Origin of the sequence: Ectobacillus funiculus (genome assembly GCF_004138295.1) — a bacterium.
GTDB lineage: Bacteria > Bacillota > Bacilli > Bacillales > Bacillaceae_G > Ectobacillus > Ectobacillus funiculus.
Map to the genome: position 1 here is coordinate 31,984 of NZ_SCFM01000054.1, position 19,318 is coordinate 51,301.

The window sequence follows — 19,318 nt, forward strand, 5'->3', positions numbered from 1 at the left end:
CAAGAAACGAAGCACAACTATTAAATTTTACCACAGCTTTTACCCATTGTTGTATTATTGTTATCTATTTTTTCAAGAAGTGAAACATATCTTAAAGCTTATGGGGAAAAAAAGATAGGGATGAGGAATTTATCATGGGGATTACGTTTCATTTCAATCTCTTCAGACGCTCCTGCAATATTTGCATAACCTATTTATTGTAGTGGAGCAAACGTACATTAGCCTTAGAAGGTGACAAAATACATAAGGGATATCTTCAAATCCATTGTTTATCCGCCTAAACATAAAAACAAACTCCTGTTTTCCAGGAGTCTGCCTTACGCAAAAATGCCTTTTCGACTTTTTGGTTATTTTATGAAGCACCTGCTTCTTCAAACTCAACCTCTTCTAGTTCACCTAAACGGTGATACTCTGCTAATACAGCATCCTGAATTTTAGAGCGTGTATTAGAATTAATTGGATGCGCGATATCACGGAATTCTCCATCCGGAGTGCGCTTGCTTGGCATTGCTACGAATAAGCCGTTATTACCATCAATCACTCGAATATCATGGACTACAAACTCATGATCCAGTGTGATAGATGCAATAGCTCTCATGCGGCCTTCTGTGCTTACGCGGCGTAATCTTACGTCAGTCACTTCCATCTTATGTTCACCACCCTTTTCCATAAATCAGCGATATGGAGTATAAATTCCACAATCTTTTGGTTATTCCTTCAAATTTTTAAAAATTTTCAAAATAAACTGTTATGGCACATAAGATGGTTATATTTTCCACACTGTAAGAAACTGTAAATACCCAACTAGAAGTAAACTCGACGTAGCGAGAAATTTTAGGAATAAAGTATAAGTGCAACTACGCCTCTGTCTTCGCCCAAGAGCAAGGCTCGCCAGTCGGCGAGTTTTCTTTATGCCTGCACGAGAGCGATTACTTCGATTTCAACCGCTACATCTTTTGGCAATCTCGCTACCTGTACACAAGAGCGTGCAGGTTTATGCTCAGAGAAATATTGTCCGTATACCTCATTTACATCATTAAAGTCATTCATATCGCTTAAAAATACTGTTGTTTTGACAACACTTTCGAATGATGCTCCTGCTTCCTCTAAAACTGCTTTTAAGTTTGCAAACACTTGATGTGTCTGTTCTTTCACATCTCCTGTAACAAGCTGGCCCTCCGCTGTTAATGGGATTTGTCCTGAGCTGTAAAACATGTTTCCAGCGATAATCCCTTGTGAATATGGACCAATTGCTTGCGGTGCTTTTACAGTATGTACGATTTTCATATTATCTCACCTTTCCCTCTTCAAAATGTATGTATGAAAGAAGATAAAGCTTATAGCTTTATCTCTTCTTCTGATACCATTTCTTCTTTAAATTCAGGGAGAGCATAATTTCCTTTTACCACTTCAATCACCTTATCTCTCGTATTCACTTCAGATAAACGGATTAAAGAAACATAGTCCTCAATTAAGCGCTCCTCAATATGATCAGCCTCTACAAGTACACCGATCCCAATCACATTTGCTTGAAATTCCTCCAGCATACTAATCATTCCCTGAATTGTGCCTCCTGCCTTCATGAAGTCATCAACAATGAGGACATTCGCACCTTCTGGTATACTTCTTTTCGCAAGAGTCATTGTTTGGATACGCTTGGCTGAACCAGATACATAGTTGATACTTACAGTAGGCCCCTCAGTCACCCTACTGTCTTTACGAGCAATCACTACAGGCACATCCAAATAATTTGCTACTGCATAAGCAAGCGGAATTCCTTTTGTCGCAACTGTCATAACTGCATCAACCTGCTGACCCGCAAATAAGGAAGCAAACAACCGGCCCGCTCCATTAATATAACGAGGATTACTTAATAAGTCTGTCATGTATAAATAGCCGCCCGGAAGAAGACGCTCTGGATTTGCCAACTGCCTGCAAAGCTCTTCAATCAACGCATCCGCCTCTATACTATTCATATACGGGATATACTTTACTCCTCCTGCTGCACCAGGTATCGTCTGCAACGTGCCGACTCCTTGTTGCTCAAACGTTTGCTTAATGATAACCAAATCCTCACTAATAGAGGATTTGGCAGACTGATACCGTTCAGCAAAAAAAGTGAGAGAAACTAAGCGACGAGGATGTTGCAATAAATAATACGTCATATCAACCAATCTTGTACTACGTCTTGTTTTCATACCCTCACCTCAAATCACGAATATTCTAAACAAATCATAACGCATCATACGTATCTATTCAAGTCTTTCTCGTTCGCCAAGCGTACGTACCGCATAGACTTGCTCACAGAATCCCTTTAATCCGTTATAAATACGATGCATGCGTGAATCATGGTGGGCTAATGCAAATACAGTTGGTCCACTTCCGCTCATCAATACAGCATCTGCCCCAAACCTTCTCATTTGCTCCTTTATATGCGCAACCTCAGGATGCATGCGAAACGTTACATCTTCCAAGACATTTCCAACTGAATGACAAATACCTTCATAATCACTGTGCCAGATACTATGAATCATTTGATCCACGTTTGGATGAGTAATCCGGTCAATCTGCAGATTGCGGTATACCTCAGCTGTTGAAACACCAATTTGCGGTTTAGCTAAAACAACCCAACATGGAGGCGGCGCAGGAATATGCTCGATTTTCTCTCCTCTCCCAGTCGCAATTGCAGTTCCTCCATATACACAAAACGAAACATCTGATCCTATTTCAGCACCAATTTCCGCTAGTTCATCCATACTGAGCCCAAGTCCCCAGATTTTGTTTAAACCGCGTAGCGCCGCTGCTGCATCACTGCTCCCCCCAGCAAGACCCGCAGCTACCGGGATTGTTTTTTCGATCGCTATGGAAACTCCTTGTCGAATACCGAAGCGTCTCTTTAAGAGATCGGCTGCCTGATACGCAAGATTTCGCTGATCATCTGGTACATACCGATTGTGTGAAACAACTTCAATACGATTTTCCTCCAATGAAGTAAGTTCTAAATGGTCAGCTAGGTCGATTGTTGTCATAATCATCCTGACCTCATGATACCCATCGTTTCTCTTTCTTAACACATCCAAGGACAAGTTAATTTTGGCTGGTGCTTTCACTAGCAGCTTCAAACTTTTCACCTACTCTATGTACTCAATCTTTTACCGTCTATTTTATCATAAAATTAACAATGCCATGCTGTTCTTCCATACATATAGACACATTATAAAGGAAACCCAATAAAAAGAAAAAACCGAGGAATTTCTCCCTCGGCGCCGCAGCATAGAAAATCGATAAGCTATTGATTTCGTTGATTTGCCAGATGCTGCTCTGCAAGCTCAATAGCACGTTTCACCATATTCCCTGCATCTTTGGCACGAATACCGCCCCAGCCCTCTGTTTTTACAACATCATAAAATCCAAGCTCTTTCGCAAGTTCTTCTTTAAATTGCTCAGACATAATCCCTCTTCTTCTGCTCAATATTAAGAACCCCCTTTTCAGCTGCTTTATTAACTAGTATGCAAAATAATAAAGCTCTCACTCATGGTACTTTATGTAATGGTATAAATAGATAATTTATTGTCCGCCCCATGCTATGTCACTGCCATGCTCATCTAGAAAAGTCAATTCCACTGTTTCCGTTAAAATGTCCGCGTAACTGTAAGATACACGCTGAAATGTATCCTCCTGCTGGTCCAACTGTACGACAAAAACGGAAGGGTATGTTTCTGCCAAAAATCCAGATCTCTCAATCGTTTTTCTTCGCCCACTATTTGCTTTTAATGTAAGCCTTCTGCCAAGCTGGTTATCCAAAACGGTTTTAATCTCACTCAACTGCTTCGCCATTTCTCGCTGCACCTCGCTGTTTTCAGTTTTTGCTGCTCAACATACATAGCTTGTACTCATTTCATATTTTTTATGTATCTAAAGAAAACTCGCCGACTGGCGAGCCCCGCCTTTGGGCAAAGACAGAGGCGTAGTTGCACTTATACTGTATTCTTAAAATTTCTCACTACGTCGAATTGTCCCCTAGCTAGAAATTTATATTTTCTTACAGTGTAAAGAAAACTCGCCGACTGGCGAGCCCTGCCTTTGGGCGAAGACAGAGGCGTAGCCCTACTTATACTGTCTCCCTAAAATTTCCGACTACGTCGAGTCCACTTCCGGCTGGAAATTTATACTTCTTAAGGTGTAAAAGCTGATAGTAAACAAGCAAGGACAAAGCCCTTGCTTGTTTACTACTCCTCGTAATATTGGAATGGCAAGCCTGTTCGCAATATCCCTTTCGTCTCAATACCGCCAAGCCCTCTCTCCCCTGTGATTGTATTCCGTATAACATCCCACACATTCACCCGCTCCATAAAAGAGGTGAAGCTGATTTTCGCCACAACGTACACGGGGTCTAGAGCATGAATATTAATCCGTGATGGTGAACTGGCAAAATTGGCTCCCGCTCGGATTAGTGCTTCAAAGTTCGACTGACAGGCTCCTGCAAAAATCACTAAATGATCTAGTGATGGATATTTCTTTCTTGCTTCTCGGACAGCCTGTACAAAGTGTCTAGAATGGCGATATGCTTTCATTTCATTCATTTTCCCTTTTGTTTTTGCATAAGCATCATGCCCTGTAATCACAAGAATATCTGGTTGATAATAATCAAGTAATCCCCCAATCTTTTCATGCATTTCTGTTTCTTTGCAATGCACCCCTTGTACAGGAACTCCTATCTTTGTGTATAAGTCTAAGCACTTCTGTAGATATAGTGGATCTCCATCTAAGTGAAGTACTCGCCCAGGCACTTGAAAGTAGCTGACTTCGTTCGTGTATCCTCCCGTAGAATAATATTCATTACGCTGCTTTGCTAAATGGTGATCTTGTTGAAATAAACGATATGCCTTTTCAAGTGTATCAATTACTTGCTTTTCTCTAGCCTTATATTCACGCTGACCAACTATAATCAAATCATCTATGGGTGCATCAGCTTCGATACGGAACTCTGCTCCAAAAAGAATCGCAAGGGTCCTTCCGTTCTCTTCTTTAATTTCTGTAACACGAAAAAGAAGATCACGTTGATAAGACTTTCTTTCCACTAAATCTCCAACCTTTACCTCCATTCCTTTCTACCTCCAGCCTCATAAGTGCGCAGGGTATAACTGCAACGTTGGTGTTCTGTTTTTAGCCTATGAGAAAATTAAAAAAGCGTGACTAAGAAAGATAAATCAGGGGTGAATCTCTCCTAAGACAGGTCAGGAAAACTCACTAATTGGCGAAGGCAGAGGCGTAGTTGCCCTTATACTTTATTCCTAAAATTTCTCACTGCGTCGAATTGTCTTCTAGTGAGAAATTTATACTTTCTTAAAGTGAAAAAAACCGCCTTTCTCAAAAAGGCGGATGATTTCAGCACACGTACTGTAACGACTAAAAATGAAAATTTTTCTTACAAAAAGATAAGAATTTGATAACTCAAACAGAATGGTAGTTCCTCTTCTGATTGTATAGAGCATCGCTCAAACGGCCAAATTCCTCAATGGTTAATGTCTCTCCCCTTCTCTTTGGATCAATTCCTGCCTCCTGAAGCGTCTGTTCTAGCAGTTCCTTATCCTTGGGAATACCTTGCAGATTATTGACGAGGTTATTCATTAATGTTTTACGACGCTGCGCGAAACTAGCTCGTACAACCTCAAAGAAAAACGCTTCATCCTGTACCATGACCGCCGGCTTTTCGCGTTTTGTCAAACGGATTACAGCAGAATCTACATTTGGCTGCGGAACAAATACTGTACGTGGAACGATCATAACTGTTTCCGCCTCTGTGTAATACTGCAGGGCAATAGAAAGAGAGCCATAATCCTTCGTTCCTGGCGCTGCTGCTATACGATCAGCAACCTCCTTTTGAAGCATAACAACAATACCCCGAATTGGCAGCTGCTCCTCTAATAACTTAAATAAAATAGGGGTTGTAACATAATAGGGAAGGTTAGCAACAACCATAATGTCTTGATCTTTCTCAAATTCCTCCTCTACAACCTGCTTCACATTCGCCTTTAACACATCACTATGAATGATTTTCACGTTATCGTAAGGCTCTAGGGTTTCCCCAAGAATCGGAAGCAGCCTTTGATCAATCTCAAATGCAATAACCTTTTTAGCTCGCTTTGCTAGTTGTTCAGTTAAAGCCCCGATGCCTGGCCCAATCTCAATGGCAGCTGTTTCCGAGCTCATCTCCGCAAAATCAACAATCCTATTTAAAACATTTGTATCAATTAAAAAGTTCTGTCCAAGGCTTTTTTTGAATGAGAATCCATACTTCTCTAGAATGCCCTTCGTCCGATTTGGTGTTGCAATATCCTTCATTCTTTTTCCTCCTGTAACACTTGGGCTAACGCAGCTGCAAAAGCCTCCTTGGAAATTTGAAACACTGTAATTCGTTTATATAGCTGTTTTCCATTTGTACGACCAATTTTTAGTAGCTTTCCAAGGCGATCGCGCCGACTGCTGGCTTTATCGCCGCCAATCAATCCAGCTGTCACTAAATCTTCCCATGTGATTTCACTTATGTATTCTTCCACTTCCTGTTTTACACTTTGCAATGCACGTCGTATCGCTTCATTAGAGGCATGCTCAATTCCCACACCTTTATTACGCTTTGCCAGAGCCTCCTCCTTAGGTAAGAAAGCATGTTTACAGCCTGGTACCCTTTGCGAAACAATATGGCGGATGCGTTCTCCAGGAAAATCTGGATCTGTAAAAATAATAACACCTCGTTTTTGTTGCGCAAGACGAATACGTTCAATTACTTCATCATTTACTGCAGAACCATTCGTCTCAATCGTATCTGCATTTACTGCCCGCTTAATTGCAACTGTGTCGTCTTTACCTTCTACGACAATCACTTCTTTTATTTTCATTCCTGCCTCCATGCTTCCTTCTTTACTCCCTAACTAATTAAACAAAAAAACAAACAGCTTTTCCATTATTATTTTCCATATATAAAAAAATTAAAAAGCAGAGGTGCTACCTCTGCTTCTTTACACTTTATTTTATCGTAAAACACGGACTTTCACACGTTTACGTCCCCAGGAAGATGCTGCTGCTTCAGATGGGTATAGCACGTCAATGCGATGTCCTTTAATTGCGCCGCCTGTATCTCCAGCAATCGCATAGCCATAGCCTTCTACCCATACCTTTGATCCTAGCGGAATAACACTCGGGTCTACCGCAATCATTTTCATATTCGGATTTGCTTTAATATTGTATCCACTAGCAGTAATCCCTGTGCAGCCCCCACAATCTGGTCCATAAGCTGTTGCCTCTACATAAAACTCATCAGCAGCTCCTGCCTCATTACCACGGGATGGTGTATCATAATTTTCTACATTCTTTGTTCCAACAGCAATAATGCGATCTTGGCTGTCCTTCAGCTTCTCTTCCTTTTGAAGATTTCGTGCCGTGACAACCCCGTTCTCCTTCACTACTTCAAAGGTTCTTTGGATCGTCCCATCCTCTCCTTCCTGAAGCACCTTTTCAGTGCCTGCTGGGAGAGAATCATCCTTCTGCTTAACTACCGCAGCCGGAATTGGTTCTTCCACCACATCGGTGACTTTTTCTACTTTTGTAACAGTCACAGGTGTGTTTTCTGCAAGGAGTTGGTCTAGTGCTGGGGTTACCTTATCTGACTCCTGCAACGCCACCTGCTGCTGCTTCAAAAAGTCAGCGACAGTAATCGAAGTTGACCATACGTTTGTTTGTTGACCACCGACATTCAATATAACAGGAAATGCTGTCTCTACCTTAATCGTGTTGTGACCCTGAATCGCTGTATTCCTTTCTGGCGTTACCTTATCATGTTCACCTAACTGGATTTTTTGCTGATCTAACAGCTCCTGCACGGTTTTCGCTGTTGACCAAACCGCTTGGGATTTCCCGTTCACATCTAAGGTAAAGGGCTTGGCTTTTGCAATGACAAGCTTCATATTATCCTCTACTTCTTCAGATAAAGATGCAGAGATATAATCTCGATTTGCCACCTTAATTTCTTCATCTTTTAACAATTCTTTTACTGTGTCAGCATGTGTATATACTACTTGCTTTTTCCCATCTAGTTCAATAGTTACATTCTCTTTTGTTGCAGCATAAGCAGCTGTACCAACTGAACTTGAAACTATCAGAGCACTTGTAAGTTGTAATGCTAGTTTTTTGCTCGTCCTTAACTTCGATAATAGCTTTCCCGTGTGAAACATCACGCTGAAACGCCTCCTTTTTCTCGTTGAGATACGATTGACTAGCTAGGCTCCCTCTTATTAATCTAGCAGACTGGCAAAGTTGAAATGAAAATAGTGGAATAGGTACAGGTTCTATAGCGGGCGGCATCCGAGCATGCCGCCGCCTTTTATGGAAGATTAAATAGTAGTTTTGCGTTTTCTGCTGTTTTTGCTGCTACTTCCTCATAAGAAATCCCTTTTAACTGAGCGATTTCTTCTGCGACAAGTTTTACAAAACCAGGTTCATTACGCTTACCTCGAAACGGGTGGGGAGCTAAGTACGGACAATCCGTTTCAATTAGCAGTTTCTCCAAGGGAATCTCTGTTGCAACTTCCTTTGGTTTTTTTGCGTTTTTGAACGTTACAGGTCCACCTAGTGAAATGAGGAAATTCATATCTATACATTGTTTGGCAGTTTCAACACTTCCGCCAAAGCAATGCATAATACCTCCAACCTCAGAAGCACCTTCTTCATTCAAGATATCCACGATATCCTGGGTTGCTTCACGATTATGGATGATAATTGGGAGCTTTACTTTCTTAGCTAGTCTAATTTGCTTTCGAAATACTTCTTGCTGCACTTCTTTTGGAGACTTATCCCAATAGTAATCAAGACCCATCTCCCCAAGTGCAACCACCTTAGGGTGAGCAGCTAATTCCTCTAACCACTGTAAATGTTCATCTGTCATGTCAATTGCATCAACAGGATGCCATCCAACAGCTGCATAGATAAAATCATACCTATCAGCCAACTCTATCGCTCTTGGGATTGTTACATCGTCAAACCCAACAACAACGATATTTGTAACTCCTGCTTGCTTTGCTTGTTCTATTACTTGTTCTAAATCTTCGTTAAATTGCTCCGCATTTAAATGGGCATGCGTATCAAATAGCATAACGATATCCCCTTTACTTGTTTTAAGTCTAGCATAACAATAAATTACTTTCCTAACAGCCGAATAACAACTATATTACAATTCCGCTACAAATATGGAATATTTTTGTAATCAACATAGAAAAGGGACGTTTCCTGTATGTTACACGTGAAACATCCCTATTTTTATCAAATCTATTTAATTTTAGTCCCGTTAGCTAGCGTCTGATCAACAGTTGCTAATGACAATTTACCATTGTCAGTACCCGCTAAGATCATTCCTTGTGACAATTCACCGCGTAACTTTACAGGCTTTAGGTTTGTAACACAAATAACTTTTTTTCCTTTTAATTCTTCTGGAGAATAAAACTTGGCAATTCCTGAGACTACCTGCCGTTTTTCTGAGCCTAAGTCGAGCTGCAGCTTCAATAGCTTATCTGCGCCTTTAACAGGTTCAGCATGCAACACTTCCGCCACTCTCAAATCGACCTTAAAAAAGTCATCAATTGATATTTCCACAATTTCCTCTTTTGACGCTGATTCTTCCTTTTTCTCTTCCACTTTTGGAGCTGATCCCTGCATCTTCAATTTAATATACTCTACTTCAGGTTCTGCTTCCAAACGCGGGAAGATAGGCTGCCCTTTGGATACCTTTGTTCCGCCTTTTATAACCCCAAAGTTCTGTAGGCTATCCCAAGTTTTCCATGATTCTTCTACAACACCAAGCTGTTCAAACATCTTAACTGGCGCCTCTGTTAAGAATGGTGTAAGCATTACAGCTATTTGGCGTAGAGATTCCGCAAGATGTGCCATCACAGCCTCTAGCTTGTCACGATGTTCCTCACTCTTTGCCAATGTCCATGGCTGGGTTTCATCAATATACTTGTTGGATCGGCTAACAAGCTGCCAAATCGCTGTTAACGCCACAGAAAATTCCATATTCTCCATTGCATTCTCTACATGCTTTACTGTCTCTTTTGTAAAGGATACTAGCGCTACGTCAAAATCTGTTACATTTCCTTTATAGGCAGGGATCTCTCCAGTAAAGTATTTATCAACCATTGCAACCGTACGATTTAACAAATTTCCTAAGTCGTTTGCTAGGTCGTAATTGATTCTCTCAATAAATCCTTCTGGGGTGAACACGCCATCAGAGCCAAATGGAACTTCACGAAGCAAATAATAACGAAGAGCATCTAAACCATAACGATCTATTAACGTAACTGGATCTACTACATTTCCTTTTGATTTGCTCATCTTGCCGTCCTTCATTAAAATCCAGCCGTGCGCAAATACCTTTTTTGGAAGCGGTAAGTCCAAAGCCATTAATAAAATAGGCCAAATAATTGTATGGAAGCGGACAATCTCCTTTCCGACTAAATGAACATCTGCCGGCCAATATTTACGATATTTCTCATCATTTTTTGTATTATACCCAAGAGCAGTAATATAGTTGGATAATGCATCAATCCATACATAAATAACGTGCTTCGGATTGCCTGGCACCCTAATGCCCCAATCGAAAGACGTTCGGGAGACAGCCAGATCCTCTAGTCCAGGCTTAATAAAGTTGTTAATCATTTCATTTTTACGTGATTCCGGCTGGATAAACCCTGGGTTTTCCTCATAATACTGCAATAAACGGTCTGCGTACTTCTCTAATCTAAAGAAATAGGATTCCTCACGCACTAGTTCAACAGGGTGACCACTATCAGGACTCTTTCCACCTATAACCTTTCCATTTTCAATAATCGGATCTGCCAACTGATGCTCCGTATAAAACGTTTCATCCTGAACAGAGTACCAACCTTCATACTCATCCAAGTAGATATCATCCTGCTCGAGCAATCTGGCAAAAATTTTCTCTACCACTTCCTTATGACGATCTTCCGTTGTGCGAATAAAGTCATCGTAGGATATATCCATTTTTTTCCATAAATCTTTAATTCCTGACACAATGTCATCTACATATGCCTGAGGTGTAACGCCTAGTTCTTCTGCCTTCTTTTGAATTTTTTGACCATGTTCATCGGTCCCTGTTAAATAGTAAACATCAAACCCTCTTAGTCTTTTATAACGAGCCATCGCATCACCCGCTACTGTTGTGTATGCATGTCCAATATGTAACTTGCCGCTCGGATAATAAATTGGCGTTGTAATATAAAATGTTTTCTTTCCTTCTGTCACTGTTAAACCTCCCAAAGGACCTTAGTTATATGTATTTATAAACAGTATAACAAAAATTCTAATGTAAAGACGAGAGCCTGTTACCTGCCTTTATATATATTATCATGTATTTCTATTGCTTCCTCAAAATATACATTCTTCCCTCAGATACTCTTATTTTTTTATGGGAATATGAATACTTTTCAACCAAACCATCCTAAAAATTCAAAATAAAAGAAATTTCATTAGACTTTTTTCGACAAAAAGTGATATTATACTTATAAGAAATGAAGATAATTTGTTATAATGTCGAAAAAATTGTTCTTTGGCAAAAAAAATTTTCTATGTGCAGAAGTCTAAAAATTTACAATAAAGCCTTACATTTTAAAAAATTTGATATTTTTGTAATTTACTAATTGACCAAAATGTAAATAATTGGTATCATAAACATATGAAGTTTTTGTCGAAAAATGAAGAAATAAGACATAAAAAATCACTTATAATAAATCCTTGGGAGGAGAATACAATAATATGAAATCTACTGGTATCGTTCGTAAAGTTGATGAGTTGGGTCGCGTGGTAATTCCTATCGAATTACGCCGTACATTAGGAATCGCAGAAAAGGATGCTCTTGAAATTTATGTAGATGATGAAAAAATCATCTTAAAAAAATATAAACCAAACATGACTTGCCAAGTAACAGGTGAAGTATCTGATAAAAACCTATCTTTAGCTGATGGTAAAATTGTATTAAGCACAGAAGGCGCAGAAGCAGTTTTAAAAGAATTACAACAATATCTTGCAGTTACGAAGTAATAGCAATAAAGAAAGCTCGTCGATTGGCGGGACAGGGCGTAGTTGCACTTATACTGTATTCCTAAAATTTCTGACTACGCCGAATCACTTATACTTTCCTATAGTGTAAAAAAAGCTTCTCTTTTCTTCAAAGAGAAGCTTTTCTTATTCTTCTATATGATATGCTTGATATACATCCCTCTTCGGTATATCTCGATCCTTTGCGGCAGCTTTAATTGCCTCTTTTGAAGATAGCTGTTTTTCAGATATATAAAACTCTACATGATCATAGACAGACATTGCTTGCCACCAAAGCTCTTCCTCTATTGGCTCTTCTAGGGATCCTTGAACAATAATACAAAATTCTCCTCGTACCTCTGAAGATTTTGCCCATTGTACAACTTCCTCCAACGTACCGCGGATAAATTCCTCAAACTTTTTTGTTAATTCGCGGCAAAGCACAACTGAACGGTTTCCCCACGCTTCTAGCATAGCAAGTAATGTATCCTCTAGACGGTGTGGTGCTTCATAAAAAATTAGAGTATCTCGCACATGCCGTAGGCTGCTTAATTCCTCTTTCCTATCTTTTTTCTGCCTTTGTAGAAATCCATAAAAGTGGAAATGCTTTGTCGGCAATCCAGAGGCTATCAGGGCTGTGAGTGCTGCATTAGCTCCTGGAAGCGGAACAACGGTATATTGATGCGCAACTGCCGCTACAACCAATTCATAGCCTGGGTCAGAAATACAAGGAGTGCCTGCATCACTCACAAGCGCTACTGTTTTTCCCTCTGCAAGCAAATCTAATATTTTTTGCCCACTTATATCCTTATTATGCTCATGATAACTTGTTACAGGTGTCTCAATCTTAAAATAATGGCAAAGTTTCTTTGTCTGTCTCGTATCTTCTGCCGCAATCAGATCTGCTTCTTGAAGTATTCGGACAGCGCGGTATGTCATATCCTCTAAATTCCCTATCGGTGTCGGAACTAATACTAATGTTCCTGTCCCTTCAGTTTGAAAGCTTTTTTGCTGCCACATATCGTTCTCCTTTTTGCATATACTCTTCCTTCTGCTTACGTGTAAGCTGTTTAAATCGATATTCTGCTTTCATTGCATCCCTCTTGAGCGCAAATTCTTCATAGTAGTACAGGCTGACAGGCCGGCGTCCCCTTGTATAACGGGCTCCCGTCCCCTTATTATGAACAGCCAGACGCTTTTCCAAATGATTTGTATATCCAGCATAATAAGTGCCGTCACTGCATAATAACACGTAAAAGAAGTGACTACTCTTCTCCATATAAAATTTTACGAAGCTCCTTTGTATACTCATCATTTTCTTGATATACGATCAGAGGAGGCAAGATTTTTAAATCTGGATTTCCGTCTTTTATCCCCTCTATTAACAGCGTATTAGCCTCTTTCCCCTGCTTCGGATATACAAACTGAATGCGCTTTGGCTCAATTTTATACTGCCTCATTAATGTAACAATGTCCAACAGCCGCCCTGGGCGATGAACAAATGCCACCTTCCCTCCCTGCTTCACCAATTGACTGCTCACCCGTACAACATCCTCTAATGTACATAAAATCTCATGGCGGGCAATTGCTAAATGCTCATTCAAATTTTGCTCTGAAGGCTTTGGTGTTTGAAAATAAGGAGGATTGCAGGTAACTACATCATATTTATGATAACCAAGCTCCTTAGGCATATCTTTCAAATCACCGTGAATCAAATGAATACGATTTTCTAAGTGGTTATAGTTCACACTGCGCACACCCATATTATAAATGCGCTCCTGTATCTCTACCCCCGTAATCTTTCCCTTTGTACGCTTGCTCATTAAAAGCGGAATCACGGCATTGCCGGTACATAGATCTAGAATATTTCCCTTTTGAATAGGCAACCATACAAAATCTGCAAGGAGGACTGCATCTAAAGAGAAATTAAACACGGATGGGCTCTGAATAATTTTCATATCCTCTGCCAATAAATAATCAAGACGTTCATCACCATATAACTCCATCTTCTTTCAACCTCTATCCTTCCTGATCAAGTCTTTTTTAGTATGTATAAATGACAAAAAATTACCTTTCCAATAAGTTGGAAAGGTAATTTTATTTCTTATTTAGGAATGAGAGACAGAATAAACAATCTCCTTCTTTACGGACGCTTCCATAATGTAAATTACAAATATGAAATCCTTCCTGATACAGCCTTGCCAAATTGTCGTATCCCTCTCCAATATCTGTGATTGGTTTCTGCTCTTTTCGCTTTCGGGACTCTCGGCTCTGACTCTCAACTTTCCTGTCATCAAAACGGCGCCGCAAATTTTCATTTTCTAACTTAATATGCTGGTTCTCTTCGAGCAATTCAGCAATATGCTGCTTGAGTTCACCTAACTGTTTATAAAGGGACCCAATCTGCTCCTCCATACTAGAAACCGCTGCAAAAATATCTTTCTTCTCCAAAAGCACCCACCTCATCAATCTGTGGTTTGACTCGAAACGACTCCCTCATTGATGAGTTCATCTAACGTGAATTCTATAATATGTTCTTTATCCATGAGCTCAACTTGAATTAATCGTTCCAATATATTTAACCCTACCACACGACCAAGACCGTTCGGTGTTTGTATTTTTTCATCCAAATCCGGGAGCTGCTCCTTAGCTGCTTCATATTCGTCATTTTCATATTTCAAGCAACACATTAATCTTCCGCATAAGCCTGAGATCTTAGCAGGATTTAATGATAAATTTTGGTCCTTTGCCATCTTGATTGACACAGGTTCAAAATCACCCAAAAAAGTTGAACAACAAAGCATCCGGCCACACGGTCCGATCCCGCCTAGCATTTTTGCCTCATCACGTACTCCAATTTGCCGAAGCTCAATACGTGTACGGAAAATAGATGCCAAATCCTTTACAAGCTCACGGAAATCAATTCTTCCATCCGCTGTAAAATAAAAAATCACCTTATTCCGGTCAAATGTATATTCGACATCCACGAGCTTCATATCTAGCTCATGATCTGTTACCTTTTGCAAACAAACTTCATATGCTTCTTTTGCCGCTTTCTTATTTTCCTCTACGATGGTACGGTCATTTTCGTCTGCAATGCGAATGACTTTTTTTAACGGCAATACAACATCATTATCATCCACTTGTTTCTTATTCATTACTACCTTACCGTACTCTACGCCCCTGACTGTTTCAACGATGACAAATTCATTCTCTCCGATGTCCAAGTTATTCGGGTCGAAGTAGTAGATTTTGCCGGCCTTCTTAAAACGCACTCCTACTACATCATACAAACTGCTATCCCTCCTGCAAACGCAATACTAATTGCTCCAGCACAAGCGGCAAGCTGACATTAGCATTGAGTTTATTTTTTGCTTCTAATATATAGGAAAGAGCCGATATCATTCGTTTCTGAGAATACGAGAGAGATTCTAACAGCGCTCTTTGATCTTGAAACACAACCTTCTCTCCCTCTCCTAGTTGTACATATAATAAATCCTTATAAATGAGAAGAAGCATATCTAACCCCATCTGCAGCTGCTCTTTCTCTGCAAAATGCTTTATCCATTTCTCCTGTACGAAAAAGAGTGATGAAGTTTCCTTCCCTAAGGCTTCACATAATTTTATCACTAAAGTTCTAGCTTGTGCAAACCATTCCTCATCGCAAAAAGATAGCGCTTCTTCCAGATTATTTGTAAGCTGTGCAGCTGTACTGGCTAACGATAAGGAAGCCCCTCGCTCCTTTAGCTGCTCAATCAGCAGGTTCTTTTGCAGCGGAAGAAAGGTAAGGATTTGGCACCTTGATAAAATAGTATCCAATATTTGCTGAACTTGCTCTGTTAACAAAACAGCTGTTGTTTCACTCTTTGGTTCCTCTAAAAACTTCAATAACGTATTTGCAGCATTCGCTGTCATACGTTCAGCATGCTCTATAATATAAACCTTCTTATTAGACTCTAAACCTGTTTTAGAAAATTCTTCTTGAAGGTCCTGAATTTGCTGCTTCTTAATAGACAATCCGTCTGGTTTCACTATATATACATTTGGATGGTTGCCCGATTCGATGCGACGACAATTATTACATGCCAGACAAGGCTCAAACCCTTCACGCTGTGAGCAAAATACACTCTTTGCAATTTGCAGCGCTGTCTCGAGCTTTCCAGTTCCCTTTGGTCCCTCCAGCAGGTATGCGTGGGAAAGGCGCTGCTTAACAATACTGTTTGTGAGCATCTTGCCGGCAATTGGCTGCATCATTCGAAGCTGCTCCCACGTTTTTGCCATGCTTACCACTCTCTCATCTGAAATTGACGTCCCCCTCTATTATAGCAATTTTTTTGCATCTATAGGGAGGAAACGCCTATCTTCCAATTCATTACAACCGTTCTTCAATAATTTGTAGGACTTTCTCAAGAACAATCCCTGCAGGCTGATGAGCATCTACTGTAACGATACGATTTTTGAAACGTTCTGCTAACTGTACATACCCCTCTCGTACACGTTCATGAAAAGAAATGCTCTCTAAATCAAGACGGTTTATCTCCCTGTTATGATCCTGATATATTCTCTCTAATCCAACAGAAGGCTCTATATCTAAATAGACAGTAAGCTGAGGCATACAATCTTCAATCGCAAATTGATTCATATTCCATATCTGCTCGACCCCTAATCCTCTCGCATATCCTTGATAGGCAAGTGAGCTATCTACAAAACGATCGCATATCACAATATACCCTTCCCTAAGAGCTGGAATTACCTTCTCCGCTAAATGCTGTCTCCTTGCTGCGGTGAAAAGCAAAGCCTCTGTTCTCGCATCCATCATTGTATATTCCTTGTTATGCAAAATCGCACGAATATCCTCTGCAATTGCAATTCCACCAGGTTCACGCGTAACCATGACTTTATATCCTCTTTCTTGTAAAAGCGGAGATAGCTTTGTAATAAGAGTAGATTTTCCAGAGCCCTCTGGTCCTTCTAACGTAATAAACATACCTTTTGTACTCATTTCTCTTCTCCTTCTATTTCATATACCTTTATATTACCCTCTTGTATATAGGAGGCCCCCTGAAAACGCGAACCGCTTTTCACTAGCAAATGCCATTGTGCTATCTGCTCTTTTGTAATCCGTTCTCCTCTCATAATAAGAGGGATTCCCGGAGGATATGGAACAATCATATCTCCCGCAATAAGTCCTTCTGCCCGGTCCAATGAAACAATTCTCGTCTTATATCCCTTCAATCTTTTATAACTAAACGGCAAAACAGAATATAGATCTGTCTGCATGAAGGGAGGAATATTGAGTTCTGATATGGCTTCATACTGTTGCAATACCTCATGCAGGTCAGATACAGCTTCTAGGTAAACTTCTGATACATGTAAGGGCAGGATAAGAAGAACATTATATGGGTCTGCCAATTCTGTATAAATACCTCTCTGTTCGAAAAGTCCTTGAAGTTCATATCCTGATAAATGACATCTTGTCTGAATTGTAACCTTTAATGGATCCTGATTTGTATGAGATAAAACTTTAATTTGCCTAATGTTTTCTAAAGATTTACGGAATCGTATGATAAATGATTGAAGCTCCTCTGTACCCGATTCTTTCCAACAGGCGAGGGAAAATCGGGCTAGATCTAAAGATGCCATAATCGGATAAGAAGGACTACTTGATTGAAGCATACTTATGTAACGAGACACCTCTCCTTGATCAACTAGTCTGCTGTTAAAATGCAAATAGGACCCCATCGTCATAGCGGGTAAAGTTTTATGCGCTGAATGAACGACAAGATCAGCCCCATATTCCAATGCTGACTTTGGAAAAGGTTTCCCCAAACAAAAATGCGCACCATGTGCCTCATCAACTAAAACAGGAATATCCATATTATGCGCTAACTCAATAATCGCAGTTAAATCTGTTGCTTGTCCATAATAATTGGGATGCGTTAAGATAACTGCTTTTGCACGTGGATATTGTTCTAACGCTGCTCTCACTGTTTCATATGCAATACCAGAAGGAACATATGAAGTTTGGTCTATTTCAGCTGCCAAAAATACCGGTATGGCTCCTGCTAACTCCAAGCCATGTATAATGGACTTATGGCAATTACGCTGTACGAGCACAATATCGTCCTCTTTACAAACGGCCAAAATCATCGCAAGATTCCCAACTGTAGATCCATTAATAAGAAAGTAACTCGCTGAAGAGCCGTAAAGCTCTGCCAACAGTTGCTGCGCTTCCTCAATACAACCAGAAGGAGAATGCAGGTCATCCAAACCTGATAGTTCTGTTGCATCTATTTCTAGTATACTATGAAAATGCTGCATCCCCTCAGATGGAAAATATAATCCATTTTTATGTCCTGGTACATGAAGAGATACTGGTCTTTTTTTTGCAAACTTTGCTAAAGCATCGTATAGTGGTGTACTTTTGTTTCTCACAATTGTTTCTCCTTTACTCATTAAAAAGCGAACTATGGAACCTAGATAGTACTGCATTATGATACTTGTATCCCTTATAAAAACTTCTTTCCTTATTGTACGCTTTTTCAGGCAAAAAAAATAATAGGCCTTATGCCTATTGTTATAAAAATAATCTATAAAACCCACTTATTTTACTTAAAGGGAGTCACACTTTTGGCAATTGAATTTTACGAAGCTGTTGTAAATAAAATAAGTATCTTGCATCATCTGTATCTGTTTGCACAATATCACGCTCACAGGACTCACATATAAACCCATTATAGAGAAAAATTCCTTTCTCCTGCTTTGAGTCACATACAATACATTGTTTAGTTTCAAAGTCTGTTAAAAGTGTTTTCATTCTCTCCACCTCCATATTTACATCCTTGACAATTCCACAGCATATATACAGACTTTTCATATTTTTTTATCCATTCTGCTTATTATCCTATGTAAATATCTGGGCGATGTGTCTGTCATCTTTTTAAGAAAAGCAGACACATCCCGCCTTTTATGGCAGCGTAGGGGTGAGCCGAAGTCTACCATTTTGGGCCTTGGGAGCTAGACATCATCCCCAAAAGTTATACTTTCTTATTTTTTAAAGAAAACTCGCCGATTGGCGAGCCCTGCCCTTGGGCGAAGACAGAGGCGTAGTTGCACTTACACTGTATTCTTAAAATTTCGGACTACGTCGAATTAGCTTCCAGCTGGAAATTTATCCTTTCCTACAGTGTAAAGAAAACTCGCCGATTGGCG

22 protein-coding genes are annotated in these 19,318 nt (G+C 39.9%); 1 reads left to right on the forward strand and 21 read right to left on the reverse strand.

The features are described 5' to 3' along the window. Positions 1–352: 352 nt before the first annotated feature. The 12 genes from spoVG to metG all read right to left on the reverse strand — a co-directional run bounded on the left by spoVG (position 353) and on the right by metG (position 11,314). Positions 353–646: a septation regulator SpoVG gene (gene spoVG / locus EP737_RS21785; protein ID WP_129730942.1), complete on the reverse strand. Its 294-nt coding sequence runs from the start codon at positions 644–646 to the stop codon at positions 353–355. A 263-nt stretch (positions 647–909) separates the two neighbouring features. After that, positions 910–1,287 carry a RidA family protein gene (locus EP737_RS21790; protein WP_129730944.1) on the reverse strand — a complete coding sequence of 126 codons (378 nt, stop codon included), beginning with the start codon at positions 1,285–1,287 and terminating at the stop codon, positions 910–912. A gap of 50 nt (positions 1,288–1,337) precedes the next feature. Then, the gene (gene purR / locus EP737_RS21795) at positions 1,338–2,198 is read right to left on the reverse strand and encodes a pur operon repressor (protein WP_129730946.1); all 861 of its coding nucleotides are present in this window, start codon (positions 2,196–2,198) and stop codon (positions 1,338–1,340) included. Between the two features lie 54 nt (positions 2,199–2,252). Then, a complete protein-coding gene (gene ispE / locus EP737_RS21800; RefSeq protein WP_129730948.1) occupies positions 2,253–3,122 on the reverse strand; it encodes a 4-(cytidine 5'-diphospho)-2-C-methyl-D-erythritol kinase in 870 nt (289 codons plus the stop codon). A 167-nt stretch (positions 3,123–3,289) separates the two neighbouring features. Further along, complete coding sequence (locus EP737_RS21805) at positions 3,290–3,472, reverse strand: small, acid-soluble spore protein, alpha/beta type (protein WP_129730950.1); 183 nt, start codon at positions 3,470–3,472, stop codon at positions 3,290–3,292. A gap of 96 nt (positions 3,473–3,568) precedes the next feature. Continuing rightward, the gene (gene veg, locus EP737_RS21810; RefSeq protein ID WP_129730952.1) at positions 3,569–3,838 is read right to left on the reverse strand and encodes a biofilm formation stimulator Veg; all 270 of its coding nucleotides are present in this window, start codon (positions 3,836–3,838) and stop codon (positions 3,569–3,571) included. 392 nt (positions 3,839–4,230) lie between these two features. Further along, entirely contained in the window at positions 4,231–5,106 is an 876-nt protein-coding gene (yabG, locus tag EP737_RS21815; RefSeq protein WP_129730954.1) for a sporulation peptidase YabG, read from the reverse strand. Positions 5,107–5,455: 349 nt separating this feature from the next. Further along, positions 5,456–6,346 (reverse strand): 16S rRNA (adenine(1518)-N(6)/adenine(1519)-N(6))-dimethyltransferase RsmA, encoded by an 891-nt coding sequence (gene rsmA, locus EP737_RS21820; protein WP_129730956.1) that lies wholly within the window; start codon positions 6,344–6,346, stop codon positions 5,456–5,458. After that, positions 6,343–6,900 (reverse strand): ribonuclease M5, encoded by a 558-nt coding sequence (gene rnmV / locus EP737_RS21825; protein ID WP_129730958.1) that lies wholly within the window; start codon positions 6,898–6,900, stop codon positions 6,343–6,345. The genes rsmA and rnmV overlap by 4 nt, the downstream gene beginning before the upstream one ends. Positions 6,901–7,032: 132 nt before the next feature. Then, a complete protein-coding gene (locus EP737_RS26640) occupies positions 7,033–8,232 on the reverse strand; it encodes a G5 and 3D domain-containing protein (RefSeq protein WP_129730983.1) in 1,200 nt (399 codons plus the stop codon). A gap of 149 nt (positions 8,233–8,381) precedes the next feature. Further along, entirely contained in the window at positions 8,382–9,149 is a 768-nt protein-coding gene (locus EP737_RS21835; RefSeq protein WP_129730960.1) for a TatD family hydrolase, read from the reverse strand. A gap of 173 nt (positions 9,150–9,322) precedes the next feature. Beyond that, complete coding sequence (metG, locus tag EP737_RS21840; RefSeq protein WP_129730962.1) at positions 9,323–11,314, reverse strand: methionine--tRNA ligase; 1,992 nt, start codon at positions 11,312–11,314, stop codon at positions 9,323–9,325. A gap of 510 nt (positions 11,315–11,824) precedes the next feature. On the opposite strand from metG, the gene EP737_RS21845 reads away from it, so the two are divergent. Beyond that, positions 11,825–12,109: a transition state genes transcriptional regulator AbrB gene (locus EP737_RS21845; protein WP_129730964.1), complete on the forward strand. Its 285-nt coding sequence runs from the start codon at positions 11,825–11,827 to the stop codon at positions 12,107–12,109. 144 nt (positions 12,110–12,253) lie between these two features. On the opposite strand, the gene rsmI is transcribed toward EP737_RS21845, so the two are convergent. The 9 genes from rsmI to EP737_RS21890 form a co-directional block, all read right to left on the reverse strand. Beyond that, on the reverse strand, positions 12,254–13,126 hold the full coding sequence (gene rsmI, locus EP737_RS21850) for a 16S rRNA (cytidine(1402)-2'-O)-methyltransferase (protein WP_129730966.1): 873 nt from the start codon (positions 13,124–13,126) through the stop codon (positions 12,254–12,256). Next, on the reverse strand, positions 13,098–13,385 hold the full coding sequence (locus tag EP737_RS21855; RefSeq protein ID WP_129730968.1) for a GIY-YIG nuclease family protein: 288 nt from the start codon (positions 13,383–13,385) through the stop codon (positions 13,098–13,100). The genes rsmI and EP737_RS21855 overlap by 29 nt, the downstream gene beginning before the upstream one ends. Beyond that, a complete protein-coding gene (locus tag EP737_RS21860) occupies positions 13,372–14,112 on the reverse strand; it encodes a tRNA1(Val) (adenine(37)-N6)-methyltransferase (RefSeq protein ID WP_129730970.1) in 741 nt (246 codons plus the stop codon). The genes EP737_RS21855 and EP737_RS21860 overlap by 14 nt, the downstream gene beginning before the upstream one ends. Before the next feature lie 91 nt (positions 14,113–14,203). Beyond that, a complete protein-coding gene (gene yabA / locus EP737_RS21865; protein WP_129730972.1) occupies positions 14,204–14,557 on the reverse strand; it encodes a DNA replication initiation control protein YabA in 354 nt (117 codons plus the stop codon). Positions 14,558–14,571: 14 nt separating this feature from the next. Then, positions 14,572–15,399, reverse strand: coding sequence for a PSP1 domain-containing protein (locus EP737_RS21870; protein WP_129730974.1), 828 nt, complete (start codon positions 15,397–15,399; stop codon positions 14,572–14,574). A gap of 4 nt (positions 15,400–15,403) precedes the next feature. Further along, positions 15,404–16,387 (reverse strand): DNA polymerase III subunit delta', encoded by a 984-nt coding sequence (gene holB, locus EP737_RS21875; protein ID WP_129730976.1) that lies wholly within the window; start codon positions 16,385–16,387, stop codon positions 15,404–15,406. Positions 16,388–16,478: 91 nt separating this feature from the next. Continuing rightward, positions 16,479–17,108 carry a dTMP kinase gene (tmk, locus tag EP737_RS21880; protein ID WP_129730977.1) on the reverse strand — a complete coding sequence of 210 codons (630 nt, stop codon included), beginning with the start codon at positions 17,106–17,108 and terminating at the stop codon, positions 16,479–16,481. Next, a complete protein-coding gene (locus EP737_RS21885) occupies positions 17,105–18,541 on the reverse strand; it encodes an aminotransferase class I/II-fold pyridoxal phosphate-dependent enzyme (RefSeq protein ID WP_246040339.1) in 1,437 nt (478 codons plus the stop codon). The genes tmk and EP737_RS21885 overlap by 4 nt, the downstream gene beginning before the upstream one ends. Positions 18,542–18,728: 187 nt before the next feature. Further along, positions 18,729–18,923 (reverse strand): sigma factor G inhibitor Gin, encoded by a 195-nt coding sequence (locus EP737_RS21890; protein WP_129730979.1) that lies wholly within the window; start codon positions 18,921–18,923, stop codon positions 18,729–18,731. Positions 18,924–19,318: the final 395 nt, after the last annotated feature.

Bases quoted from the DNA above. Each gene is read 5' to 3' on its own strand.
- rnmV (WP_129730958.1), bottom strand. From the start codon at position 6,900: ATGAAAATAAAAGAAGTGATTGTCGTAGAAGGTAAAGACGACACAGTT.
- veg (WP_129730952.1), bottom strand. From the start codon at position 3,838: ATGGCGAAGCAGTTGAGTGAGATTAAAACCGTTTTGGATAACCAGCTT.
- purR (WP_129730946.1), bottom strand. From the start codon at position 2,198: ATGAAAACAAGACGTAGTACAAGATTGGTTGATATGACGTATTATTTA.
- EP737_RS21835 (WP_129730960.1), bottom strand. From the start codon at position 9,149: ATGCTATTTGATACGCATGCCCATTTAAATGCGGAGCAATTTAACGAA.
- spoVG (WP_129730942.1), bottom strand. From the start codon at position 646: ATGGAAGTGACTGACGTAAGATTACGCCGCGTAAGCACAGAAGGCCGC.
- rsmA (WP_129730956.1), bottom strand. From the start codon at position 6,346: ATGAAGGATATTGCAACACCAAATCGGACGAAGGGCATTCTAGAGAAG.
- holB (WP_129730976.1), bottom strand. From the start codon at position 16,387: ATGGCAAAAACGTGGGAGCAGCTTCGAATGATGCAGCCAATTGCCGGC.
- yabG (WP_129730954.1), bottom strand. From the start codon at position 5,106: ATGGAGGTAAAGGTTGGAGATTTAGTGGAAAGAAAGTCTTATCAACGT.
- EP737_RS21845 (WP_129730964.1), top strand. From the start codon at position 11,825: ATGAAATCTACTGGTATCGTTCGTAAAGTTGATGAGTTGGGTCGCGTG.
- tmk (WP_129730977.1), bottom strand. From the start codon at position 17,108: ATGAGTACAAAAGGTATGTTTATTACGTTAGAAGGACCAGAGGGCTCT.
- EP737_RS26640 (WP_129730983.1), bottom strand. From the start codon at position 8,232: ATGTTTCACACGGGAAAGCTATTATCGAAGTTAAGGACGAGCAAAAAA.
- EP737_RS21860 (WP_129730970.1), bottom strand. From the start codon at position 14,112: ATGGAGTTATATGGTGATGAACGTCTTGATTATTTATTGGCAGAGGAT.
- EP737_RS21890 (WP_129730979.1), bottom strand. From the start codon at position 18,923: ATGAAAACACTTTTAACAGACTTTGAAACTAAACAATGTATTGTATGT.
- rsmI (WP_129730966.1), bottom strand. From the start codon at position 13,126: ATGTGGCAGCAAAAAAGCTTTCAAACTGAAGGGACAGGAACATTAGTA.
- EP737_RS21855 (WP_129730968.1), bottom strand. From the start codon at position 13,385: ATGGAGAAGAGTAGTCACTTCTTTTACGTGTTATTATGCAGTGACGGC.
- EP737_RS21790 (WP_129730944.1), bottom strand. From the start codon at position 1,287: ATGAAAATCGTACATACTGTAAAAGCACCGCAAGCAATTGGTCCATAT.